Origin of the sequence: Pseudomonas sp. (assembly GCF_030690725.1) — a bacterium.
Lineage (GTDB): Bacteria > Pseudomonadota > Gammaproteobacteria > Pseudomonadales > Pseudomonadaceae > Aquipseudomonas.
The window spans coordinates 24,520-44,304 of record NZ_JAUYGD010000010.1; the positions used below are offsets into that span (position 1 = coordinate 24,520).

20 protein-coding genes and 1 pseudogene are annotated in these 19,785 nt (G+C 60.7%); 14 read left to right on the plus strand and 7 right to left on the minus strand.

Features of this window, described 5'->3' with window-relative positions:
* Positions 1 to 78 precede the first annotated feature (78 nt).
* The gene (locus Q8O69_RS02135) at positions 79 to 543 is read left to right on the plus strand and encodes a CopD family protein (RefSeq protein WP_305589261.1); all 465 of its coding nucleotides are present in this window, start codon (positions 79 to 81) and stop codon (positions 541 to 543) included.
* Positions 544 to 595: 52 nt separating this feature from the next.
* Here Q8O69_RS02135 and Q8O69_RS02140 read toward each other — a convergent pair whose 3' ends face one another.
* From Q8O69_RS02140 to Q8O69_RS02155, 4 genes and pseudogenes are all read right to left on the minus strand, one after another.
* The gene (locus tag Q8O69_RS02140; RefSeq protein WP_305589263.1) at positions 596 to 1,357 is read right to left on the minus strand and encodes a collagen-like protein; all 762 of its coding nucleotides are present in this window, start codon (positions 1,355 to 1,357) and stop codon (positions 596 to 598) included.
* Entirely contained in the window at positions 1,350 to 1,673 is a 324-nt protein-coding gene (locus Q8O69_RS02145) for a DUF1145 domain-containing protein (RefSeq protein ID WP_305589265.1), read from the minus strand. The genes Q8O69_RS02140 and Q8O69_RS02145 overlap by 8 nt, the downstream gene beginning before the upstream one ends.
* A 190-nt stretch (positions 1,674 to 1,863) precedes the next feature.
* The gene (locus tag Q8O69_RS02150) at positions 1,864 to 2,601 is read right to left on the minus strand and encodes an OmpA family protein (RefSeq protein WP_305589266.1); all 738 of its coding nucleotides are present in this window, start codon (positions 2,599 to 2,601) and stop codon (positions 1,864 to 1,866) included.
* Between the two features lie 126 nt (positions 2,602 to 2,727).
* Positions 2,728 to 3,081 (minus strand): annotated as a pseudogene (locus tag Q8O69_RS02155) (OmpA family protein); the annotation flags it as partial.
* A gap of 440 nt (positions 3,082 to 3,521) precedes the next feature.
* Here Q8O69_RS02155 and Q8O69_RS02160 point away from each other — a divergent pair.
* Together Q8O69_RS02160 and Q8O69_RS02165 are read left to right on the plus strand one after the other, a co-directional pair.
* Positions 3,522 to 4,019, plus strand: coding sequence for a DUF6231 family protein (locus Q8O69_RS02160; RefSeq protein ID WP_305589267.1), 498 nt, complete (start codon positions 3,522 to 3,524; stop codon positions 4,017 to 4,019).
* 4 nt (positions 4,020 to 4,023) lie between these two features.
* Positions 4,024 to 4,494 (plus strand): YchJ family protein, encoded by a 471-nt coding sequence (locus Q8O69_RS02165; RefSeq protein ID WP_305589269.1) that lies wholly within the window; start codon positions 4,024 to 4,026, stop codon positions 4,492 to 4,494.
* 59 nt (positions 4,495 to 4,553) lie between these two features.
* Here the strand turns inward: Q8O69_RS02165 and Q8O69_RS02170 are convergent, their stop codons facing one another.
* The gene (locus Q8O69_RS02170; protein WP_305589270.1) at positions 4,554 to 5,126 is read right to left on the minus strand and encodes a hypothetical protein; all 573 of its coding nucleotides are present in this window, start codon (positions 5,124 to 5,126) and stop codon (positions 4,554 to 4,556) included.
* A 112-nt stretch (positions 5,127 to 5,238) separates the two neighbouring features.
* On the opposite strand from Q8O69_RS02170, the gene Q8O69_RS02175 reads away from it, so the two are divergent.
* From Q8O69_RS02175 to nadE, 5 genes are all read left to right on the plus strand, one after another.
* Positions 5,239 to 5,730, plus strand: coding sequence for an LEA type 2 family protein (locus Q8O69_RS02175; protein WP_275963228.1), 492 nt, complete (start codon positions 5,239 to 5,241; stop codon positions 5,728 to 5,730).
* A gap of 5 nt (positions 5,731 to 5,735) precedes the next feature.
* Positions 5,736 to 5,939, plus strand: a complete 204-nt coding sequence (locus Q8O69_RS02180; protein ID WP_275963170.1) for an SEC-C metal-binding domain-containing protein — start codon at positions 5,736 to 5,738, stop codon at positions 5,937 to 5,939.
* A 7-nt stretch (positions 5,940 to 5,946) separates the two neighbouring features.
* Positions 5,947 to 6,402: a DUF2489 domain-containing protein gene (locus tag Q8O69_RS02185; protein WP_305589271.1), complete on the plus strand. Its 456-nt coding sequence runs from the start codon at positions 5,947 to 5,949 to the stop codon at positions 6,400 to 6,402.
* 152 nt (positions 6,403 to 6,554) lie between these two features.
* Positions 6,555 to 9,068, plus strand: coding sequence for a penicillin acylase family protein (locus Q8O69_RS02190; protein WP_371136032.1), 2,514 nt, complete (start codon positions 6,555 to 6,557; stop codon positions 9,066 to 9,068).
* Positions 9,069 to 9,504: 436 nt separating this feature from the next.
* On the plus strand, positions 9,505 to 10,332 hold the full coding sequence (nadE, locus tag Q8O69_RS02195; protein ID WP_305589273.1) for an ammonia-dependent NAD(+) synthetase: 828 nt from the start codon (positions 9,505 to 9,507) through the stop codon (positions 10,330 to 10,332).
* Positions 10,333 to 10,390: 58 nt separating this feature from the next.
* On the opposite strand, the gene dcd is transcribed toward nadE, so the two are convergent.
* On the minus strand, positions 10,391 to 10,957 hold the full coding sequence (gene dcd, locus Q8O69_RS02200; protein WP_090384763.1) for a dCTP deaminase: 567 nt from the start codon (positions 10,955 to 10,957) through the stop codon (positions 10,391 to 10,393).
* Positions 10,958 to 11,280: 323 nt separating this feature from the next.
* On the opposite strand from dcd, the gene Q8O69_RS02205 reads away from it, so the two are divergent.
* The gene (locus Q8O69_RS02205; protein ID WP_090242762.1) at positions 11,281 to 11,490 is read left to right on the plus strand and encodes a cold-shock protein; all 210 of its coding nucleotides are present in this window, start codon (positions 11,281 to 11,283) and stop codon (positions 11,488 to 11,490) included.
* Between the two features lie 109 nt (positions 11,491 to 11,599).
* On the opposite strand, the gene apbC is transcribed toward Q8O69_RS02205, so the two are convergent.
* Complete coding sequence (apbC, locus tag Q8O69_RS02210; RefSeq protein ID WP_305589274.1) at positions 11,600 to 12,691, minus strand: iron-sulfur cluster carrier protein ApbC; 1,092 nt, start codon at positions 12,689 to 12,691, stop codon at positions 11,600 to 11,602.
* 156 nt (positions 12,692 to 12,847) lie between these two features.
* Here apbC and metG point away from each other — a divergent pair, with 156 nt between their 5' ends.
* From metG to Q8O69_RS02235, 5 genes are all read left to right on the plus strand, one after another.
* Positions 12,848 to 14,890 carry a methionine--tRNA ligase gene (metG, locus tag Q8O69_RS02215; RefSeq protein WP_305589276.1) on the plus strand — a complete coding sequence of 681 codons (2,043 nt, stop codon included), beginning with the start codon at positions 12,848 to 12,850 and terminating at the stop codon, positions 14,888 to 14,890.
* A gap of 155 nt (positions 14,891 to 15,045) precedes the next feature.
* On the plus strand, positions 15,046 to 15,630 hold the full coding sequence (rsxA, locus tag Q8O69_RS02220) for an electron transport complex subunit RsxA (protein WP_090252381.1): 585 nt from the start codon (positions 15,046 to 15,048) through the stop codon (positions 15,628 to 15,630).
* Complete coding sequence (rsxB, locus tag Q8O69_RS02225; RefSeq protein ID WP_167145151.1) at positions 15,627 to 16,202, plus strand: electron transport complex subunit RsxB; 576 nt, start codon at positions 15,627 to 15,629, stop codon at positions 16,200 to 16,202. The genes rsxA and rsxB overlap by 4 nt, the downstream gene beginning before the upstream one ends.
* On the plus strand, positions 16,199 to 18,700 hold the full coding sequence (gene rsxC, locus Q8O69_RS02230) for an electron transport complex subunit RsxC (RefSeq protein ID WP_305589277.1): 2,502 nt from the start codon (positions 16,199 to 16,201) through the stop codon (positions 18,698 to 18,700). Before rsxB ends, rsxC begins: the two co-directional genes overlap by 4 nt.
* A 43-nt stretch (positions 18,701 to 18,743) precedes the next feature.
* Positions 18,744 to 19,775 carry an RnfABCDGE type electron transport complex subunit D gene (locus Q8O69_RS02235; protein ID WP_305589278.1) on the plus strand — a complete coding sequence of 344 codons (1,032 nt, stop codon included), beginning with the start codon at positions 18,744 to 18,746 and terminating at the stop codon, positions 19,773 to 19,775.
* The last annotated feature ends 10 nt before the right edge of the window (positions 19,776 to 19,785 follow it).

Below are 19,785 nucleotides of genomic sequence, written 5' to 3' on the forward strand. Positions count from 1 at the left end.
TCAGTGTTTGTAATCGGCGGCTATCATAGCGCGCTAATCGATCCAGCGCTGAACCGCTTAACCAACAGGAGTGCCTGCATGACCCCATACGCCTTCATCTACAGCCTGCACCTGCTCGCCGCCCTGATCTGGGTCGGCGGCATGTTCTTCGCGTGGATGATCCTGCGCCCAGCAGCCGTCGCCGCACTGGAAGCCCCGCCTCGCCTGAAACTCTGGCTGGAGGTCTTTCCGCGGTTTTTCTACTGGGTATGGGCGGCAGTGATTGTGCTGCCGGTGACCGGCGTGGGCATGCTGCACCTGCGCTTTAGCGGCTTCGATACGGCGCCGCGCTACGTGCACATCATGATGGGGCTGTATATCGCCATGCTGGCGCTGTTTCTGCGGATTCAGGCACTGCAACTACCTGAACTGCGCCGCGCTGTGGCGGCGGAGGATTGGCCGAATGGCGGCGCCGTGCTTGGGCGCATACGTCGGTTGGTCGGCATCAACCTGCTGCTGGGGTTACTGGTTGTAGCAATCGCCGGCATCCGCCCTTCGTTCTAACGGGGCTCAAGCAACCGCTGCCCGAGGGCAGCGGTTAGAAACACACCACCAGCTAGAACTGCACAACATTCAGAGCGCCAGCCGGACCTGGCTCACCGGCCCGCCCCGCCTGCCCTGGCTTGCCGTCGCGTGCACCATCGGTGCTGTACAACCAGCAGCCCTTGCTCACGCCGCCTTGGCCACCCGCACCTGGCGCGCCCGGCTGACCGCCGTTGCCACCATCCAGACGCACCTGCAACTGCTCAACCGGGAAACCCTGCGGGACCTCCAGGCGCACCTGCGCACCAGCGGCACCCGGCTGGCCGTCACCACCATTCAAGCCATCATGGCCGCGACTGGCTTCACCCCAGGTGCAGCCACCTGGTTTGCCATCGGCACCGGCAAGGCCGGCATAACCGGGGGCGCCAGTACCGCCCCGGGCATCCAGCAACAGGTTTTCCAGGGTCACGGCTTGCAGGCGCAGGCTCAGGTTACGCCCCGGCAACGCCGGCTTTTCAGCACTGCCCTGGGCACCGCGCGCACTGATCTGTGCGCCACTGGCAATCTCGGCGGTTTCCACTTCAAGGCGCAGCGCCTGATCACTGGGGGCAATCGCCAGACGTGCGTCGCGGCCCAGGGTTAGCTGAGCCACGCGAATTTCGGTCAGGCCAGGGGGAATCAACAAGGTACCGTGATCGGCAATCTGCAGACGATCCAGCAGCAATACACTGGTGTTGCTCGGCAGACGCATAACCGCATGGGAATCGACTTCAATCACCGCCTGGGCCAATGCCAGCGGGCTGAACAGCGCAGCGAGGACGAACAGCTTACGCATTTTCGGCCTCCATCTGCAGCGCTTGCTCAGGCTCAGACTCGGCTACTGCGGCTACAGCCGCTTGCTCAGCTGGCAGTCCGAGCAGCTGAAAAATGCCGAACAGCATAACTTGCACACGCTCTAGCGCCGGTTTGGGGCAAGCGGCGATGCGCTTGTCAAAAAACCACAGCTCAAGCGCATGGATCAGCAGAATAAAAGCCCCGGCGCCGTTCAACAGCAGTGCGAAAGGTTGTGCAAAGGGTTGCAGCAGATTGGCCAGGACGACGCCCCAGAACAATGCCGTCAGCACCTTACCTAACGTCAGAAATGTCTTCATATCCGCCCCCGGCAGTTTTTTATTTCGCTGCACCTTATCTGCTTTGGGAGTGTGCTGCCAGAAGACCAGTAAAAACCATGGAGGTCGAACGCCTTCACAGCTTTTACTGGGTTACAACTGCCCTCTCGCTGGCAGGCCGTTGCGAACCCGGCAGGTGGGTTCGCAACGGCCTGCCAGCGCATCACATCAGCTAGGGTCGCGCTTCGACTTCTGCTTCAACACGACGATTGATGGCCCGCCCGGAGTCGCTGTCATTATCAGCCACCGGCCGCGACTCACCGTATCCGACAGAGGAGACCCTGCCGCTGTCGATGCCATGCTGATTGACCAGCACATCACGCACCGCATTGGCACGCCGCTCAGACAGCCCCTGGTTATAGGCATCACTGCCTACGGCGTCGGTATGCCCTTCAACGGTCGTAGTGGTTTGCGGGTATTGCTTCATAAAGTCAGCAAGGCTCTTGATATCGGCCTGACTGTCTTCTTTAACATCGGACTTGTTGAAATCGAACTTCACATCCAGCTCTACCCGAACCGATTCCACCATTTCGATGGGCTCAGGCTCTGCTTCGGCAGGCGTACTGGCATATTCCTTGATCGGACAGCCGTTGTGATGCACCGGCGTATTAGGAGGGGTTCCTGGGCAACGGTCACGACGGTCAAACACGCCGTCATCGTCTTCATCACCATCCTGGGCATAACAAATCAGCGTACCAATGACCGCACCGGCCACGGCTCCACCTGCTGCCCATGTTGAACTTTCGATTGCGCCCAGACCAGCACCGGTCAGACCGCCAATTGCACTGCACAGGGGCCAGTTCCCTTGGTTGAGCGGCGCATCTCCCGTACTGGAAGTTGTGACGCAACCTGAAAGAACACTGCTGACCAAGAGAATGGGGGCTACCCCCATCATGGATCTAACTCTCATGGTAGAAATCTCCTGTAATGCCGGCTACTGCCGGTAACTAAGGAGTAAAGACCTACCCTTCAAGCTGCACAAGCCAGACCCCGGAGGGTCTGGCTTGTTTTCTTCAGAAAGTCTGGGATCAGACGATCAAGGACGAGCTTCTACTTCTGCTTCTACGCGGCGGTTGACAGCACGGCCGTCAGCGCTGGCGTTGTCCGCAACCGGACGACTTTCGCCATAGCCCACAGCGTTAACACGATTACTGCCTACGCCGTACTGGTTAACCAGTACATCACGCACCGCATTGGCACGACGCTCGGACAGATTTTGGTTGTATGCGTCGCTACCCACGGAGTCGGTATGACCTTCAACCACTGTGGTGGTCTGTGGGTACTGGGTCAGGAAGTCAGCCAGGTTTTTGATATCGCCGTAGCTTTCTGGTTTGACCTGGGCCTTGTCGAAGTCGAATTTGACGTCCAGCTCAACGCGTACTGCCTCGGCTGGTTCAGACACCACAACTTCTTCAACTACCACTTCTTCAACCACAACAACCTGCTCATCGCTGGCGCCATGCACCCAGCAATATGCAGCGGCCATACCTGCACCAACTACTGCACCGCCACCGGCCCATGTAGAGCTTTCAATAGCGCCCAGAGCAGCACCGCCCACACCGCCGATCGCGGCACAGGTTGGCCAATCCGTTTTCTGCAGCCCGGCACAACCGGTCAAAAAGGTACTCGCGACAATCAGGGGTAATGCTTTCCTGGTGATGCTCATATATACGTCTCCTATTGGTAAATCGGCAAAAACCGATACTGACGAAGTAAAGACGCCAGTAACAAAATATGCCAGAGAATATGCAAACGCATTACTAGCACAATCCGCACTAGGCCGCGTTACTGCTGCACGTTAGTCTTTGCGCACTTGAGCGAGGAGCCGTTATGTCTGCAACCCCGTCCACCCGAACACCCCAGCAAGCCCTTGCCGCCCTGTTGGCACGCTACACGCCAGAACGCCTGTTGGTAGTCGGTAGCCGAAAACTACCTGCGATTGATGCATTTATCCAGGCCCACCCAAACTGCCATTTGATTCATGCAGACGCAGGCGCACTGCCCAGTGATGTGGCCGCGCAGCGTTTCGATCTGGCGTTGATCGTCGATTGCCTTGAGCATCTGCCGAAACGCACCGGACTAGAGCTGCTTGGTGGCATTCGCAATCTGAATGCCAGCCGAATGGCGGTACTGGTCGACCTGCAAGCCTGTGACTGGCAAGAAACCGACTTCTTTGCACTGGCCCTGCAGGCCAGCGAGTGTTTCCAGCGCGATGAACAGACACTCAACCTGTTCACCTATGACCTGCTCGACTACAAGCAAGTACCTGACTGGCTGAACGCCAAGTTCTGGGCCAACCCGGAAAACTTCGGCAAGTACTGGTGGTAAAGCCATGAGCAGCACCACCTGCCCCTGCGGCAGCGGCCAACTGCTGACGCTCTGCTGCGGCCGTTATCACGCAGGTACTCCGGCACCCAGCGCCGAAGCCTTGATGCGCTCACGCTACAGCGCCTACGCCTTGGGACTGATCGATTACCTGGTGCACAGCACACTACCGGCCCAGCAAGCCGGCCTCGACCAGGACGCCATCCAAACCTGGAGTCTGAGCAGTACCTGGCTCGGACTTGAGGTCGAGCAGGCGCAGCTGATTGAGGGCGAACCGCAGCACGCCTATGTCACCTTTACCGCGCGCTGGCGTGATGAAGGCGGCGTGCACAGCCACCGCGAACGCTCGGCATTCGTGCGCAATAGCGGCAGCTGGTATTTCATTGACCCAACTGTCGAGTTGAAACTAGGCCGCAATGACGCCTGCCCCTGTGCCAGCGGGCAGAAGTTCAAGAAGTGCTGCTCAAGCTATTTTTGATGGCTTAGAGGGCCATTTGCGCAGAGAACAGTAAGTCACGGCTCCCTGCGCCGCGCGGGCTAATCCTGCAATTTCAGATGGGAGATATCCGGTGGCGGCCCGGCCGGCGCTTTTTTCGCCTCGCCCATGTCACTGCCAGGCGGCGCCAGGCTGAACTGCGACAAATCCAGGGCCGGGGCCTGCACCTGCGGCTTGCCGTCCTGTACATCGTCGCCCAGCGGCGCGATACCAAAATCCGGCGCATCGACTTCTGCAAACGCAGCCATATATTCATCACGTGGCGCGACCTGCAGGCGCCCCGCAGGCTGACTGCTGGCCGCCTGCACAGATGCCGCAACCAGGGCGGCAACTGGCGTTGTGGCAGCAGCGGGTGGTGCGGCCAATTCGATTTCTTCGATTTCATCATCCAGGCAGGCCACTTCGGCCACAGCCCCAGCGCGCTCCAGCGTCGAGCGGTATTTTTCCGCCCCTGCCGCATCCAGGTTGCTTTTGATCACGATACGCCGCCCCGAGAACAGCAGCGCCAGGCGCTGTTCATCCGCCTGGAACAGCTTGGCCAGGTTGGCCTTCACCAACTCCAGCTGGGCACCCGGAACCAACTGCGCACTGAAGGCAATTTCGTAGCGAGCCATGGTCATACTCCTGTCCTATTCGTTGCTCAGTATGGCGCAGGTTTTTTTACCGTCACAACAGGTTGCAGCCAAGCACTTGCTTGTTACACTGATGCGTCATTCGGAGTATGCAATGTTTTATCAGGCGCAAACGATAAGAATTCTCAGCCTATTGATGTTTTTTGGCCTCTTGTCGGGCCTTAGCGGTTGTTCCTCTCCAGGCGATCTGAAGTCGCCCGAAGTTCGTCTCGTTAAAGTCGACGTGGTTAAAGCCAAACTGTTGGAGCAGCAGTTCACGCTGCGCTTTCGCATCGATAACCCCAACAATTTCAGCCTGCCGGTGCGCGGGATGGATTACTTGGTGCATCTGAACCAGGTCAAACTGGCTGAAGGCGAATCCAATGTTTCGTTTACCGTACCTGCCCACGGCCATCACAACTTCTCCATACCGGTGCGCACCAACCTCTGGCGTCACCTGCGGCAGATCGTCAAAGCCCTGGAAAAACCCGATCAACCCATCCCCTATCGTCTGCAAGGCGCAGTAAAAACTGGCTGGCTGTTCGGACAGAGCGTGCACATGTCGCGCAATGGCGAGATAATTCCCGGCGATTACATCCCGGAGTAACTCGCATGACCCAGCAAGAACACGTCCACGGCCCTGACTGCAATCACGACCACGATCACGCGCACCAGCATGATCACGGCCATGTACATGGCCCGCACTGCAATCACAGCCATCAGGAACCTGCGCGCAACGCCTTGAAAGACGTTGGCCGCAACGACCCCTGCCCGTGCGGCAGCGAGAAGAAATTCAAGAAATGCCACGGCGCATAAGCCTGTGATGAACAACCTCGTCCTGATCGGCAGCGGCGTATTGATTGCCGCCTTGGCACTCTACGCCCTGCAACTGTGGCGACGTGTCTGGGCCCAGGAAAAAGCCCAGGCTGCAGCGCTCAACACCCAGCGCGAACGCATTGGCGGTGACCTGTATATCCTCGCCAGCAGTTTGCTCGAGGGTCAGTTGCCGCTGATCGAGGGCGCCATTCGGATCAAGGTACTGCTGGACAACTACGACAGCCGCCTTAGCCAGGATCAGCGCTGTGAGGTTTTTCACCTGCTGTTCGCGGCAACCGCCCAGGTGCCGACCCACGCCGAGTGGAAGGCCCTGGAGAGAAACGTGCGCCGCCAGCATGAGCAACACTTCAGCGAACTCGAGTTGCAGCACAAGGCAGCTGCTCGCGCCGCCGCCCGCTGGCTGCTTGATGAAGCCCTGCCGCCCCTGCGCAAAAGCGCCTGATTCGCCCGCCACGCGCCTTGTCAGGCGCATGGCGGCTGGCTAACGTAGTACGTCCGCACCTGCGCGCCCACGCACCTGGAAAGCGCACACCCCAACCGACCGTTTTCCACCCGCAAGGAGCCTGCTGCATGCTAGCGCGCGCGTTACGCCCCATGGCCCACCTCAGCCTCGCAGCCGTATTAACGGCCGTCGTCACGCTCACAGGTTGCCAGTCATTACTGAACAGCCGTTACAGCGACAGCGTGCACCCGGATCAAGGCATCGTCCGGGTCAAGGGCCTGGCGCAAAGCGTAGTAATCCGCCGCAACCCCCTGGGCATGCCGCTGATCGAAACCACCACCTTCCATGACGCGCTGTTCGCCCTCGGCTATGTGCATGCCAGCGACCGCCTCAGCCAGATGGTCGGCCTGCGCTTGATGGCCGAGGGCCGCCTGGCCGAAATGGCCGGCCCCGGCGTGCTGGAAATGGACCGCTTTATGCGCGCGGTCAACCTGAAGAAAAGCGCCGAGGTGCTCTACAGCAACGCCTCGCCGCGGATCAAACGCTTCTTCGAGGTCTATGCCCGCGGGGTCAACGCCTACCTGTTCCGCTACCGCGACAAGCTGCCAATGGACCTGGCCGAGTCTGGCTATCGCCCGGCGTACTGGAAGGCCGAGGACTCGGTGCTGGTGTTCTGCCTGCTGAACTTTGGCCTGGCGGTCAACCTGCAGGAAGAAATCGCCTCACTGGTACTGGCACAGAAAGTCGGCAGCGAGCAGCTCGCCTGGCTGCTGCCAACCTACCCCGATGAGCCGTTGCCACTGGAGGAAGCCGCCAAACTCAAAGGGCTCGACCTCAAGGGCCAACTGGCCGGCTTGAGCGATGTCAGCGCAGCCGTCAGCCAGTTTGCCGACGCGCATATGCTCGGCGTAGCGGCGTCCAACAACTGGGCCTTTGCCCCACAGCGCACACGCAGCGGCAAAAGCCTGCTGGCCAACGACACCCACCTGCCGCTGTCGATGCCCTCGGTGTGGAATTTCGTGCAGATCCGCTCACCCAAATACCAGGCCGCTGGCGTGTCGATTGCCGGCGTCCCGGCGGTGGTGGCCGGCTTCAACGGCAAACTGGGCTGGGGCATGACCATGGTCATGGGTGACAACCAGGATCTGTTCCTCGAACAGGTCAGGCGTCAAGGTGGCCGCCTGCACTACCTGGCCGACGGCAAATGGCTGCCCACACTGGAGCGCCAGGAAACCTTCTTTATCAAAGGCCAGCGGCCAATCCGCGAAACCATTTTTGAAACCCGTCACGGCCCGCTGCTGAACTCGGTACTGGGCGAACGCAAGCACATGCTGCAACCCATGCAGCTGAGCAGCGGCTATGGTCTGGCGCTGAAAACCACCCAATTCGAAGCAGACAAGACCCTGGATGCCTTCTTCGACCTGTCGCGCGCCCAGTCGGTTGAGCAGGCCTTTGAAGCCACCCGCGAAGTGCGCGCTATGCCGCTGAACATCGTATTTGCCGATGCGCAGCATATCGGCTGGCAAGTCACCGGACGCTTCCCCAACCGCCGTGCGGGACAGGGCCTGATGCCCTCCCCTGGCTGGGACAGCCAGTACGACTGGGACGGTTTCGCCGACCCGATGCTGCATCCCTACGACCAGGATCCGCCTGAAGGCTGGCTCGGCACCGCCAACCACCGCACCGTACCGCGTGGCTACGGCATGCAACTGTCCAACTCCTGGTTCTACCCTGAGCGCGCCGAACGCATTGCCGCGCTGGCAGCCACCGGCAGGCATGACACCCAGAGCATGATTGCCATGCAGTACGACCAGACTTCACCTTTTGTGGCCAAGCTGCAGAACATGTTCAGCGCACCGGGCATGGCTGAAGGCCTGCAAGCCGCTATCGATGCCCTGCCGGCAGCCGAGCGCAGCAAAGCCGGCGAAGCGTACAGCCGACTGATGAAGTTCGACGGAAAAATGACCGCCACCTCGGCAGACGCAGCGCTGTACAGCGCCTTCCTCTACCAGAGCGCACGGGACATCTTCCTCGACGAATTGGGGCCGGACAGCACAGCTGCCTGGAAGGCTTTGGTCGAGACCGCCAACAGCTCCTACTCCGCCCAGGCCGACCATTTGCTGGGCCGTGACGACAGCCCGTTCTGGAACGACACCCGCACCGCACAGCGTGAAGATAAACCCACCATCCTGGCGCGCAGCCTCGCAGGCGCCGTCACCCTGCTGGAAAGCAAGCTGGGTAGCGAACGCAGTGCCTGGCAGTGGGGCAAGTTGCACACCTACAACTGGACCACCGAAACCAGCCAACTGGCGCAGTACATGAGCGCCAGCCAACGCACCAGCATCAATGCCATCAAGGGTTATCTGGATCGCGGCCCCTACCCAGCGGGCGGTGATCACAGCACGCTGAACGTGGCGGCCTACAACTGGGGCGAGAACTTCGACACCTGGCTGATTCCGGCCATGCGCATCGTCGTCGACTTCGGTCGCGAGGAGCCGCTGATCGGTCTCAACAGCTCCGGGCAGTCCGGCAACCCCGCCAGCAGACACTACGCCGACGGCATCGATGCCTGGCTCAAGGGCAGCTATATGAGCTTCCCCTTCCAGTCGCAAAACCTCGACAAGGTGTATGGCACCAAGCGCCTGCTGCTGACGCCAGCGAACTGAAGCAGAACCATGACTTAACGACCGTTCGTCGGCCTCCACTGAACCAATTCAGCGGCGGCCGCTCTGAGAAAGTGGACTTACTCCATAGATCATCATCGTTTTAGGGCGCTTTTAGCGCCCTTTCTTTTGCCCGCAATTCCTCGACGCACCTCAGGCCATCGCTGCGCGAGGCGTCAAACTTCTCCAGGCAATTTTTTATGGCCTGCCATCCCTGACGGCCACCCTACGGGCCATCGCTGCGCAACGTTAAAAATTGCTCCAGGCAATTTTTTGCCTGCGACTCGCCCCACTTCTACAGACATGCAGCTCTAGCGTGCACTTTGCAGCCAGTTCAACGTAAGCTTTGCGCCTTGATAGCGCTTGATGCCATACCGCCGGATATTGCTGCCGCGCGACCGCACAAGCCATGTGTTCTGCTCCCAGTGAGGACTTTGAAATGAGCAATCGCCAAGCCGAAATCGCCGCCGCCCTCGATGTGGTGCCGCCTTTCGCAGATACCGCCGCGCTGGTGGCGCAGATCGACAAGCGCAAGGCCTTTATCAAGCAGTGCCTGCGCAACTCCAGCCTGAAAGTGCTGGTACTGGGCATCAGTGGCGGCGTCGACTCCCTCACCGCAGGGCGCCTGGCCCAACTTTCTGTGGAAGAGTTGCGCAGTGAGACCGGCGACAACGCCTATCGCTTTATCGCCGTACGCCTACCCCACGGCACTCAGCATGACGAGCAAGACGCTCAGGACTCACTGAAATTTATTCGCGCCGACGAAGAAGACACGGTGAATATCGCGGACAGCGTACTGGGCCTCGGCGAGCAGGTGACTCATCTGCAGAAGCTTAGCGATGCCCGCCGCGACTTCGTCACCGGCAATATCAAGGCGCGCATCCGCATGGTCGCCCAGTTCGCCATCGCCAACGCCAACAATGGCCTAGTGATCGGCACCGACCACGCCGCCGAAGCGCTGATGGGCTTCTTCACCAAGTTCGGCGACGGCGCCTGCGACCTCGCCCCGCTATCGGGCCTGGTCAAGGGCCAGGTGCGGGCCATCGCCAAGCACCTCGGCGCCCCGGAAAATCTGGTGTTCAAGGTACCCACCGCCGACCTGGAAGAACTGCGCCCCGGCAAGCCCGATGAAGAGGCCCACGGCGTCAGCTACGCGGAAATCGATGCCTTCCTCCATGGCCAGCCCGTGCGCGAGGACGCCTACGCCATCATCGTGCGCACCTACGACGCCACTCGCCATAAGCGCGAACTGCCGCTGGTCCCCTGAGTTTCTGAACCCCATGAAAAAGCCGGGCAATGCCCGGCTTTTTCATTACAGCGACCGATCAAGCCCTGGGCAGGGTCACACCTAGCTGGCCCTGATACTTGCCACCGCGATCTTTATAAGACACTTCGCACGCCTCATCGGACTGCAGGAACAGCATCTGCGCCACGCCTTCGTTGGCGTAGATCTTCGCGGGCAAAGTAGTGGTGTTGGAGAATTCCAGGGTCACGTGGCCTTCCCACTCTGGCTCCAACGGGGTGACGTTGACGATGATGCCGCAGCGCGCATAAGTGCTCTTGCCCAGGCAGATGGTCAGTACGTCGCGGGGAATGCGGAAGAACTCCACGGTGCGCGCCAGGGCGAAGGAGTTCGGCGGGATGATGCAGACATCGCTTTTCACATCGACAAAGCTCTTCTCATCGAAGTTCTTCGGGTCGACGGTCGCCGAATTGATGTTGGTGAACACCTTGAACTCATCGGCGCAGCGCACATCGTAGCCGTAGCTGGAAACACCATAGGAAATCAGCGGCTGTGCGCCCTCGGCACGTACCTGACGCTCGACGAAGGGCTCGATCATGCCGTGCTCTTGAGCCATGCGGCGAATCCACTTATCCGATTTGATGCTCATGGCGTCTGTCCTGCTATAGCGAAGGGTGAAAAGTGCACGCATCTTACCGGGGCCAGCGGTTGGGTTCAAAGGCTCTTGAGCCACCGCAGCGCGCAAAACGGCAAACAGTCTGTCCGTCGCTAAATAACAGAAAGATGCACAGAGCATTCGCGCTTAGCGTTAAAAGCGAGTATGGTTGTTTCACTGTGCTGCATGTGTCACCGCGAATCGCTACTTGATGCCTAGATTTCGATCCAAACATCGTCCGACTCCTAGTACTCGTTGCACTCAGTCCCGGCCTGGGCTTTTCCAGGGCTGTTAATAAATTTGTTAGGAGACATAACATGTCGAATCGTCAGAATGGCACCGTCAAGTGGTTCAACGATGAAAAAGGCTACGGCTTCATCACCCCACAGTCCGGTGACGACCTCTTCGTACACTTCAAAGCTATCCAGAGCGATGGCTTCAAGAGCCTGAAAGAAGGCCAGGCAGTGACTTTCGTCGCTACCCGTGGCCAGAAAGGCATGCAAGCTGAGGAAGTTCAGGTTGTATAACCTGCACTAACCTCGCTTGATAAAAAGCCCCGCCTAGTGCGGGGCTTTTTTATGGGCGCTTATTTATCTTCGCGCACGATGTGGCGCACTTGCGTGCGCCACTACCAAATCAGTCTTCGCTGATTACGATGCTCGGCATTGCCTGCTGCGCACCGCCCTGGGCAATCCGCGCACCAACGTTGCGTGCGGTTTCCTGATAGATCATCGCGATCTGGCTTTCAGGGTCGGCGATGGTGGTTGGTTTACCGCCATCGGACTGCATACGGATGGCCATCGACAACGGCAAGGACGCCAGCAGATCGACACCAAACTGCGCCGCCAGCTTCTCGCCACCACCATCACCGAACAGATGCTCGGCATGCCCGCAGTTCGAGCAGATATGCACGGCCATATTTTCCACCACGCCGAGCACCGGGATATTCACTTTGCGGAACATCTCCACGCCCTTCTTCGCATCCAGCAAGGCCAGATCCTGCGGCGTGGTAACGATCACCGCGCCGGCCACCGGCACCTTTTGCGCCAGGGTCAGCTGGATGTCGCCGGTACCAGGCGGCATATCGACCACCAGATAATCCAGGTCATCCCAGGCGGTCTGGGTGATCAACTGCAGCAGCGCGCCTGACACCATGGGCCCGCGCCACACCACCGGGGTGTTTTCGTCGGTGAGGAAGGCCATGGACATCACTTCAACGCCATGCGCCTTGAGCGGTACAAACCACTTCTGGTTCTTAACCTGCGGCCGCGTACCTTCCGGGATACCGAACATGATGCCTTGACTCGGCCCATAGATATCCGCATCGAGAATGCCGACCTTGGCGCCTTCACGGGCCAGCGCCAGCGCCAAGTTGGCCGCAGTAGTGGACTTGCCCACGCCGCCCTTACCAGAGGCCACGGCAATCACGTTCTTCACATTGGCCAGCGCCGGAACCTGATCCTGCGCCTTGTGCGCTTCGATCACGCAGTCGACCTGCACCTGCGCACGCTCGACGCCGTCGAGCCCTTCCAGAGCCATCTGCAGCATCTGCGCCCAGCCACTTTTGAACAGCCCAGCCGCGTAGCCCAACTGCAGACGCACCTTGACCTGCCCACCCTGAATATCCACTTCACGCAGGCAACCGGCGCTGACTGGGTCCTGATTCAGGTGCGGGTCGGTGTATTGGGACAAGGCGGCTTCGACCGCTGCGCGGGTAACGACACTCATGGAAGGCTCCGAAAGGCTGAGTAAAGCAGGCAGGCATCTTACCCCAGGCTAACTCCATAGGCGCGCACCGGCAGGCATTGCCCGTGCAAGGATGAAAAATATCCGCCGCACCTATATAGTTGCCGGCTTCCCTGAGTTACCAGTGCAGCCGATCCCATGAGCCAAGCCCGCAAGATTCTCGTCACCAGCGCCCTGCCCTACGCCAACGGTTCGATCCACCTTGGCCATATGCTCGAGTACATCCAGACCGACATGTGGGTGCGTTTCCAGAAGCTGCGCGGCAACCAGGCCATCTACGTCTGCGCCGACGACGCGCATGGCTCGGCGATCATGCTGCGCGCCGAAAAGGAAGGCATTACCCCCGAGCAACTGATTGCCAATGTGCAGGCCGAACACACCGCCGACTTTGCCGATTTTGGGGTCAATTTCGATAACTACCATTCGACCCACTCGGACGAGAACCGCGAGTTGTCTGCGGCCATCTACCTGAAGTTGCGCGACGCCGGGCATATCGCCACCCGCTCGGTGACTCAATACTTCGACCCCGAAAAAGGCATGTTCCTCGCCGACCGCTTTATCAAAGGCACTTGCCCCAAGTGCGCGGCCGAAGATCAGTACGGCGACAACTGCGAAAAATGCGGCGCCACCTACGAGCCGACCGAGCTGAAGAACCCGCGCTCAGCCATCTCCGGCGCGGTGCCAGAACTGCGCGACTCCAAACACTTCTTCTTCAAACTGCCGGACTTCGAGGCCATGCTGAAAAGCTGGACCCGTGGCGGCGCGCTGCAGGACGCAGTGGCCAACAAGATCGCCGAATGGCTGGATTCCGGCCTGCAGGAATGGGACATCAGCCGTGACGCGCCCTACTTCGGCTTCGAGATCCCCGACGAGCCGGGCAAATACTTCTACGTCTGGCTGGACGCGCCAATCGGCTATATGGCCAGTTTCAAGAACCTCTGTTCCAAGCGCCCGGAGCTGGACTTCGACGCGTTCTGGAACAAGGATTCGACCGCCGAGCTGTACCACTTTATCGGCAAGGACATCGTCAACTTCCACGCCCTGTTCTGGCCAGCCATGCTCGAAGGCGCAGGCCTGCGCAAGCCAACCGCAGTGGCCGTACACGGCTACCTGACAGTCAACGGACAGAAGATGTCCAAGTCACGCGGCACCTTTATCAAGGCGCGCACCTACCTGGATCACCTCAACCCGGAATACCTGCGCTACTACTACGCGGCCAAGCTGGGCCGTGGCGTGGATGACCTCGACCTGAACTTGGAAGACTTCGTACAGAAGGTCAACTCGGACCTGGTCGGCAAGGTGGTGAATATCGCCAGCCGCTGCGCCGGCTTCATCCACAAAGGCAACAACGGCCTGCTGGTGGCCGGCAATGCCGCACCCGAGCTAACTGAAGCCTTCCAGGCCGCCGCACCAAGCATCGCCGAAGCCTATGAAGCACGCGACTTTGCCCGCGCCATGCGTGAAATCATGGCCCTGGCCGACCGCGCCAACGCCTGGATCGCCGACAAGGCGCCCTGGTCCCTGGCCAAACAGGACGGTAAGCAGGATGAAGTGCAGGCCATCTGCGCCCTGGGCGTCAACCTGTTCCGCCAGTTGGTGATCTTCCTGAAACCAGTCCTGCCGCAGCTGGCCAGCGACGCCGAGGCCTTCCTCAATGTCGCTCCGTTGACCTGGGACGATCACCAGACGCTATTGGCCAACCATCAACTGAACCCGTTCAGCGCCCTGTTGACCCGTATCGAGCCTGCAAAAATCGACGCCATGATCGAAGCCTCCAAAGAAGACCTGGCCGCCAGCGAAGCCGCTCCAGCAGCCGCTGGCAACGGCGAGCTGACGAAAGACCCACTGGCTGCCGAAATCGCCTTCGACGCCTTTGCCGCGGTCGACCTGCGTATCGCCCTGATCGAGAAGTGCGAGTTCGTTGAGGGTGCCGACAAGCTGCTGCGCCTGACTTTGGATATCGGCGACGCCAAGCGCAATGTGTTCAGCGGTATCAAGAGCGCCTACCCGGACCCAAGCAAGCTGGAAGGCCGTCTGACCCTGTACGTAGCCAACCTGGCCGCGCGCAAGATGAAGTTCGGCATCAGCGAAGGCATGGTGCTGGCGGCCGGCCCTGGCGGTGAAGAGATTTACCTGCTCAGCCCAGACAGCGGTGCCAAGCCGGGCCAGCGGGTTAAGTAAACCTGCGAGTCGATAGCGCAGGCGATAACCACCGACTGCGCTAGCCTTATGGCAGTACCTCAGGACTGCTGATCCGGCTTGTATGGCCGGTTCGGCTTACCGATAATAGCCACCCCTTTCCTGCGGCCTTTGCCCGTCCATCAATGGAACCCGCAATGACCGAACTCGCCTTGATCATGGTCAGCGCCATCCTGGTCAACAACTTCGTGTTGGTCCAGTTCCTTGGCCTATGTCCCTTTATGGGCGTCTCGAAGAAGATCGAGACGGCTATCGGTCTGTCCCTGGCCACCACCTTCGTGCTGACCCTGGCCGCCATGTGCAGCTACCTGGTGCAGCAGTACGTGCTCAAGCCGCTGGATATCGAATACCTGCGCACCATCAGCTTTATTCTGGTGATTGCCGTGGTGGTGCAGTTCACCGAAATGGTGGTGAACAAGACCAGCCCGCTGCTGTACCGCGTGCTCGGCATCTTCCTGCCGCTGATCACCACTAACTGCATCGTTCTGGGCGTGGCCCTGCTCAACGCCAACAAGGCCGAATTCACCTTTATCACCGCCACCGCCAACGGCTTTGCCGCCGGCCTCGGCTTCTCTCTGGTGCTGGTGTTGTTCGCCGCCATGCGTGAGCGCATCGCCATCGCCGATGTGCCGAAATCCTTTCAGGGCGCGGCCATCGGCATGATCACCGCAGGGCTTATGTCCCTGGCCTTTATGGGCTTTACCGGGCTGATCAAGCTATGAGCCTGGTGCTGATCGCCGTTCTCGCCCTGCTCGCCCTGTGCCTGGTGGCCGGCGCCATCCTTGGTTTCGCGGCCGTGCGCTTTAAGGTCGAAGGCAATCCGATTGCCGAACAGATCAACGCCCTGCTGCCGCAAACCCAGTGCGGCCAATGCGGTTATCCGGGCTGCAAGCCCTACGCCGAGGCGATTGCCGGCGGCGACAAGATCAACAAATGCCCACCCGGCGGCGAAGCCACCATCCAGGCGCTGGCTGACCTGCTCGACGTTGAAGCCGAGCCGCTGGACGCCGTGGAAGGCGAAAAGCCGCAAATGGTCGCCTATATCCGCGAAGCCGAGTGCATCGGCTGCACCAAGTGCATCCAGGCCTGCCCAGTGGACGCCATCGTCGGCGCGGCCAAACAGATGCACACGGTGATCGTCAGCGAATGCACTGGCTGTGACCTGTGCGTCGAACCCTGCCCGGTGGACTGCATCGACATGCTCGAAGTCGGCAGCACCGTACAAAGCTGGAAATGGGAAAAACCCCTGCTGCCCGGCCAACTGATTGCCAGCGACCGGGAGCAGGCGGCATGAGCGCATTGCACAAGGCTGAAGCACTGATCTGGGATATCCCCGGCGGCATTCACCCGGCCGAGCGCAAGGAGCTGTCCAACCGCACGCCGATCCAGCCGGCGCCGCTGCCCAAGCGCCTGACGCTGCCGCTCAACCAGCATATCGGCGCGCCCGCAGAACCCGTGATAACCGTGGGTGAGCGCGTGCTGAAAGGCCAACTGATCGCCGCTGCCACAGGTTTTGTCAGCGTACCGGTGCACGCGCCGACCTCCGGCACCGTGAGCTTTATCGGCCCGCAGCCTTACCCGCATGTATCAGGCATGCTCGCCCCGGCCATCGTGATCGACAGCGATGGGCTGGATAAATGGATCGAGCTGACCCCACAAGCTGACTATCGCCATCTGGAAAGCAGCGCTCTGGTTGAGCTGATTCGCCAGGCAGGGATCAGCGGCCTGGGCGGCGCGGGCTTCCCCACCGCAGTGAAACTCAACGCGCGGCCGACGCAGAAGATCCACACGCTGATCATCAATGGCACCGAGTGCGAACCCTATATCAGCGCCGACGATCTGCTCATGCGCGAACGCGCCAACGAGCTGATCAGCGGCATCGACATTCTGGTGCAGCTGATCCAGCCGGATCAGGTGCTGATTGGCATCGAAGACAACAAGCCCGAAGCCATCGCCGCAGTGCGCAGCGCGCTGAACGAGCGCAGCTATCAGCTCAAGGTCTTCCCCACCAAGTACCCATCCGGTGGCGAAAAGCAGCTGATCCAGATCCTAACCGGCGTGGAAGTGCCGAGCGGCGGCCTGCCGGCGGATATCGGCATGCTTTGCCAGAACGTAGGCACCTGCGTGGCCATTCATAACGCGGTGATCCACGGCAAACCGCTGATCTCGCGCATCACCACCCTCACCGGCGAAGCTCTGGCCCAGCCGATGAACGTCGAGGTGCTGCTCGGCACCCCGGTGGGTGAACTGCTGGAGTTTGCCGGCCTGGACCGCAGCAAGTTGAACCGCCTGATCATGGGCGGCCCGATGATGGGCTTTACCCTGCCCGACTTCGCCGTACCCGTGATCAAGACCACCAACTGCCTGCTGGCCTCGACCACCGCCGAGCTACCACCGCCACCGCCGGCCATGCCATGCATCCGCTGCGGCGAATGCGCCGAAGCCTGTCCGGCCAGCCTGCTACCACAGCAGCTGCACTTCTTCGCCATCGGCCAAGAACACGAGCAACTCAAGGCGCACAACCTGTTCGACTGCATTGAGTGCGGCGCATGCGCATATGTCTGCCCGTCGAGCATTCCCCTGGTGCAGTACTACCGCGCGGCCAAGGGTGAGATTCGCGATCTGGAGCAGAAACAGCTCAAGGCCGAGCAGTCGAAACAACGCTTCGAGCTGCGTCAGGAACGCCTGCGCCGCGCCGAAGAACAGAAGGAAGCCGAGCGCCAGGCCCGCGCAGCCAAAGCGGCGCAAGCCAAGGCCGCTCAGGCCCAAGCCGCACCCGCTGCAGCCAGCAGCGATGCAGCAGCGGCCAAACCGGCCGGGCTGAGCGATGAACAGAAGAAGCTAAAGATCGAAGCCAGCATGGCCCAGGTCGCCCTGAAGAAAGCCGAAAAGCAGCTGGCAACCCACGCCAGCCCCGAGCTGCAGGCCCAGGTCGACGAACTACGCAGCGCTGCAGCCATCGCCCAGCAAGCGCTCGACAGCGCCATGGCCGCCAACCCGCCTGCACCGGCCGCAGCGCCAGCAGCCGACGATGGCGCATTGAAAAAGGCCAAAATCGACGCCGCCATGCTGCGCGCCCAAGTGCGCAAGCTGGAAAAGCTAGAAGCACCCAGCGATGAGCAGCAAAGCGAACTGCAACAACTGCGCGACCAGCTGGAAGCCGCAGAAAAGTTGCTGGCCAGCCTGGAAGCTCAAGCGCCGGCACCAGCCGCCAAACCGGCTGCCGACGATGGCGCACTGAAAAAGGCCAAGATCGATGCCGCCATGCTGCGCGCCCAGGTGCGCAAGCTGGAAAAGCTCGAAGCACCCAGCGATGAGCAACAAAGCGAATTGCAGCAACTGCGCAGCCAGCTGGAAGCCGCAGAGAAGCTTCTAGTCAGCCTGGAAGCCCAGGCACCGGCCGCGCCCGTAAAAGCGCCTGATACAGAAGCCCCCGACCCGCTGAAAAAAGCCAAGATCGAATTAGCGATGAAACGTGCCGAACTGAAAAAAGCCGAGAAAGCCGGCAGCGATGAAGCCGCGCTTGGCAGCCTACGCGAAGCATTGGCGGCCGCCGAGCAGGCGCTGCACCAGGCCGAGGATGCATCTGGCAAGCCCGCGCCAGAGTTGGTGCGCACCGACAAGAAGCCAATCGATGAAACTACCCGCGCGCTGAAGACCGAAGTGGCCTTTGCCCGCGCCGATCTGCGCAAACTTGAACGCGACACCGACAGCCCAGCCGACGCCCTGGAAGCCGCACGCCAGCGCCTGGCGGATGCTGAAAGCCAATTACAGGAACACGCAGCCAGCTGATAACAGCCCTGTGTAGCCAACCCAAGCAACAACCGGAGTGCCAATGGCCCTGCCCCGTATCACATCGCCCCATGCCAAGGGCAGCAACCGCACCCAGCAAGTGATGCTGCAGGTGCTGCTGGCTACGGTGCCGGGCATTCTCGCCCTGACCTGGCTGTTCGGCGCCGGCACCCTGATAAACCTGCTGTGGGCCAGCGCCTGCGCACTGGGTTTTGAAGCGGCTATCCTGGCGCTGCGCAAGCGCCCGGTGCTGTTCTTCCTCAAGGACTACAGCGTACTGGTCACCGCTGTGCTCCTGGCCCTGGCGCTGCCGCCCTATTCGCCTTGGTGGCTGACGCTAGTGGCCATCGGTTTTGCTGTGCTGTTTGGCAAGCAGCTGTATGGCGGCCTCGGGCAGAACCCGTTCAACCCGGCCATGCTCGGCTATGTGGTGGTGCTGATTTCCTTCCCGGTGGAGATGACCAGCTGGCCAGCCCCGCATACGGTCGGCCTGCTCGAAGGGCTGCAACAGATTCTCGGGATCGCCAGCCTGCCTGACGGCTGGGCCCAGGCCACTGCGCTGGACGCACTGAAGGTTAATAAGAGCCTGACCATCGACGAGCTGTGGGCGCAGAACCCCGCGTTTGGCTATCTCGGCGGCGCCGCCACCGAGGCGGTCAATCTGGCCTTCCTCGCCGGCGGCCTGTACCTGCTGCACAAGCGCCTGTTCACCTGGCATGCACCGGTTGGCATGCTCGCCGCCCTGGCGCTGATGAGCCTGCTGTTCTGGAACGGCTCGGGCTCGGACTCCCACGGCTCGCCGCTGTTTCACCTGCTGACCGGCGCGACCATGCTCGGCGCCTTCTTTATCGTCACCGATCCGGTCAGTGGCGCCACCAGTAACCTCGGCCGGCTGATTTTCGGCATAGGCGTTGGCGTGCTGGTGTATGTGATTCGCGCCTGGGGCGGTTACCCGGACGGCGTGGCCTTCGCCGTGCTACTGATGAACCTGGCGGCACCGACCATCGACTACTACACGCGGCCGCGCACCTACGGCCACCGTAAGCCGACACGCGGCTTCAAGTTGGGAGAGTAACCGTGGCCCT

What these genes read in the sequence shown, in the direction of transcription:
- Q8O69_RS02135 (WP_305589261.1), top strand. Translation starts at nt 79, where the DNA reads ATGACCCCATACGCCTTCATCTACAGCCTGCACCTGCTCGCCGCCCTG.
- Q8O69_RS02140 (WP_305589263.1), bottom strand. Translation starts at nt 1,357, where the DNA reads ATGCGTAAGCTGTTCGTCCTCGCTGCGCTGTTCAGCCCGCTGGCATTG.
- Q8O69_RS02145 (WP_305589265.1), bottom strand. Translation starts at nt 1,673, where the DNA reads ATGAAGACATTTCTGACGTTAGGTAAGGTGCTGACGGCATTGTTCTGG.
- Q8O69_RS02150 (WP_305589266.1), bottom strand. Translation starts at nt 2,601, where the DNA reads ATGAGAGTTAGATCCATGATGGGGGTAGCCCCCATTCTCTTGGTCAGC.
- Q8O69_RS02160 (WP_305589267.1), top strand. Translation starts at nt 3,522, where the DNA reads ATGTCTGCAACCCCGTCCACCCGAACACCCCAGCAAGCCCTTGCCGCC.
- Q8O69_RS02165 (WP_305589269.1), top strand. Translation starts at nt 4,024, where the DNA reads ATGAGCAGCACCACCTGCCCCTGCGGCAGCGGCCAACTGCTGACGCTC.
- Q8O69_RS02170 (WP_305589270.1), bottom strand. Translation starts at nt 5,126, where the DNA reads ATGGCTCGCTACGAAATTGCCTTCAGTGCGCAGTTGGTTCCGGGTGCC.
- Q8O69_RS02175 (WP_275963228.1), top strand. Translation starts at nt 5,239, where the DNA reads ATGTTTTATCAGGCGCAAACGATAAGAATTCTCAGCCTATTGATGTTT.
- Q8O69_RS02180 (WP_275963170.1), top strand. Translation starts at nt 5,736, where the DNA reads ATGACCCAGCAAGAACACGTCCACGGCCCTGACTGCAATCACGACCAC.
- Q8O69_RS02185 (WP_305589271.1), top strand. Translation starts at nt 5,947, where the DNA reads ATGAACAACCTCGTCCTGATCGGCAGCGGCGTATTGATTGCCGCCTTG.
- Q8O69_RS02190 (WP_371136032.1), top strand. Translation starts at nt 6,555, where the DNA reads ATGGCCCACCTCAGCCTCGCAGCCGTATTAACGGCCGTCGTCACGCTC.
- nadE (WP_305589273.1), top strand. Translation starts at nt 9,505, where the DNA reads ATGAGCAATCGCCAAGCCGAAATCGCCGCCGCCCTCGATGTGGTGCCG.
- dcd (WP_090384763.1), bottom strand. Translation starts at nt 10,957, where the DNA reads ATGAGCATCAAATCGGATAAGTGGATTCGCCGCATGGCTCAAGAGCAC.
- Q8O69_RS02205 (WP_090242762.1), top strand. Translation starts at nt 11,281, where the DNA reads ATGTCGAATCGTCAGAATGGCACCGTCAAGTGGTTCAACGATGAAAAA.
- apbC (WP_305589274.1), bottom strand. Translation starts at nt 12,691, where the DNA reads ATGAGTGTCGTTACCCGCGCAGCGGTCGAAGCCGCCTTGTCCCAATAC.
- metG (WP_305589276.1), top strand. Translation starts at nt 12,848, where the DNA reads ATGAGCCAAGCCCGCAAGATTCTCGTCACCAGCGCCCTGCCCTACGCC.
- rsxA (WP_090252381.1), top strand. Translation starts at nt 15,046, where the DNA reads ATGACCGAACTCGCCTTGATCATGGTCAGCGCCATCCTGGTCAACAAC.
- rsxB (WP_167145151.1), top strand. Translation starts at nt 15,627, where the DNA reads ATGAGCCTGGTGCTGATCGCCGTTCTCGCCCTGCTCGCCCTGTGCCTG.
- rsxC (WP_305589277.1), top strand. Translation starts at nt 16,199, where the DNA reads ATGAGCGCATTGCACAAGGCTGAAGCACTGATCTGGGATATCCCCGGC.
- Q8O69_RS02235 (WP_305589278.1), top strand. Translation starts at nt 18,744, where the DNA reads ATGGCCCTGCCCCGTATCACATCGCCCCATGCCAAGGGCAGCAACCGC.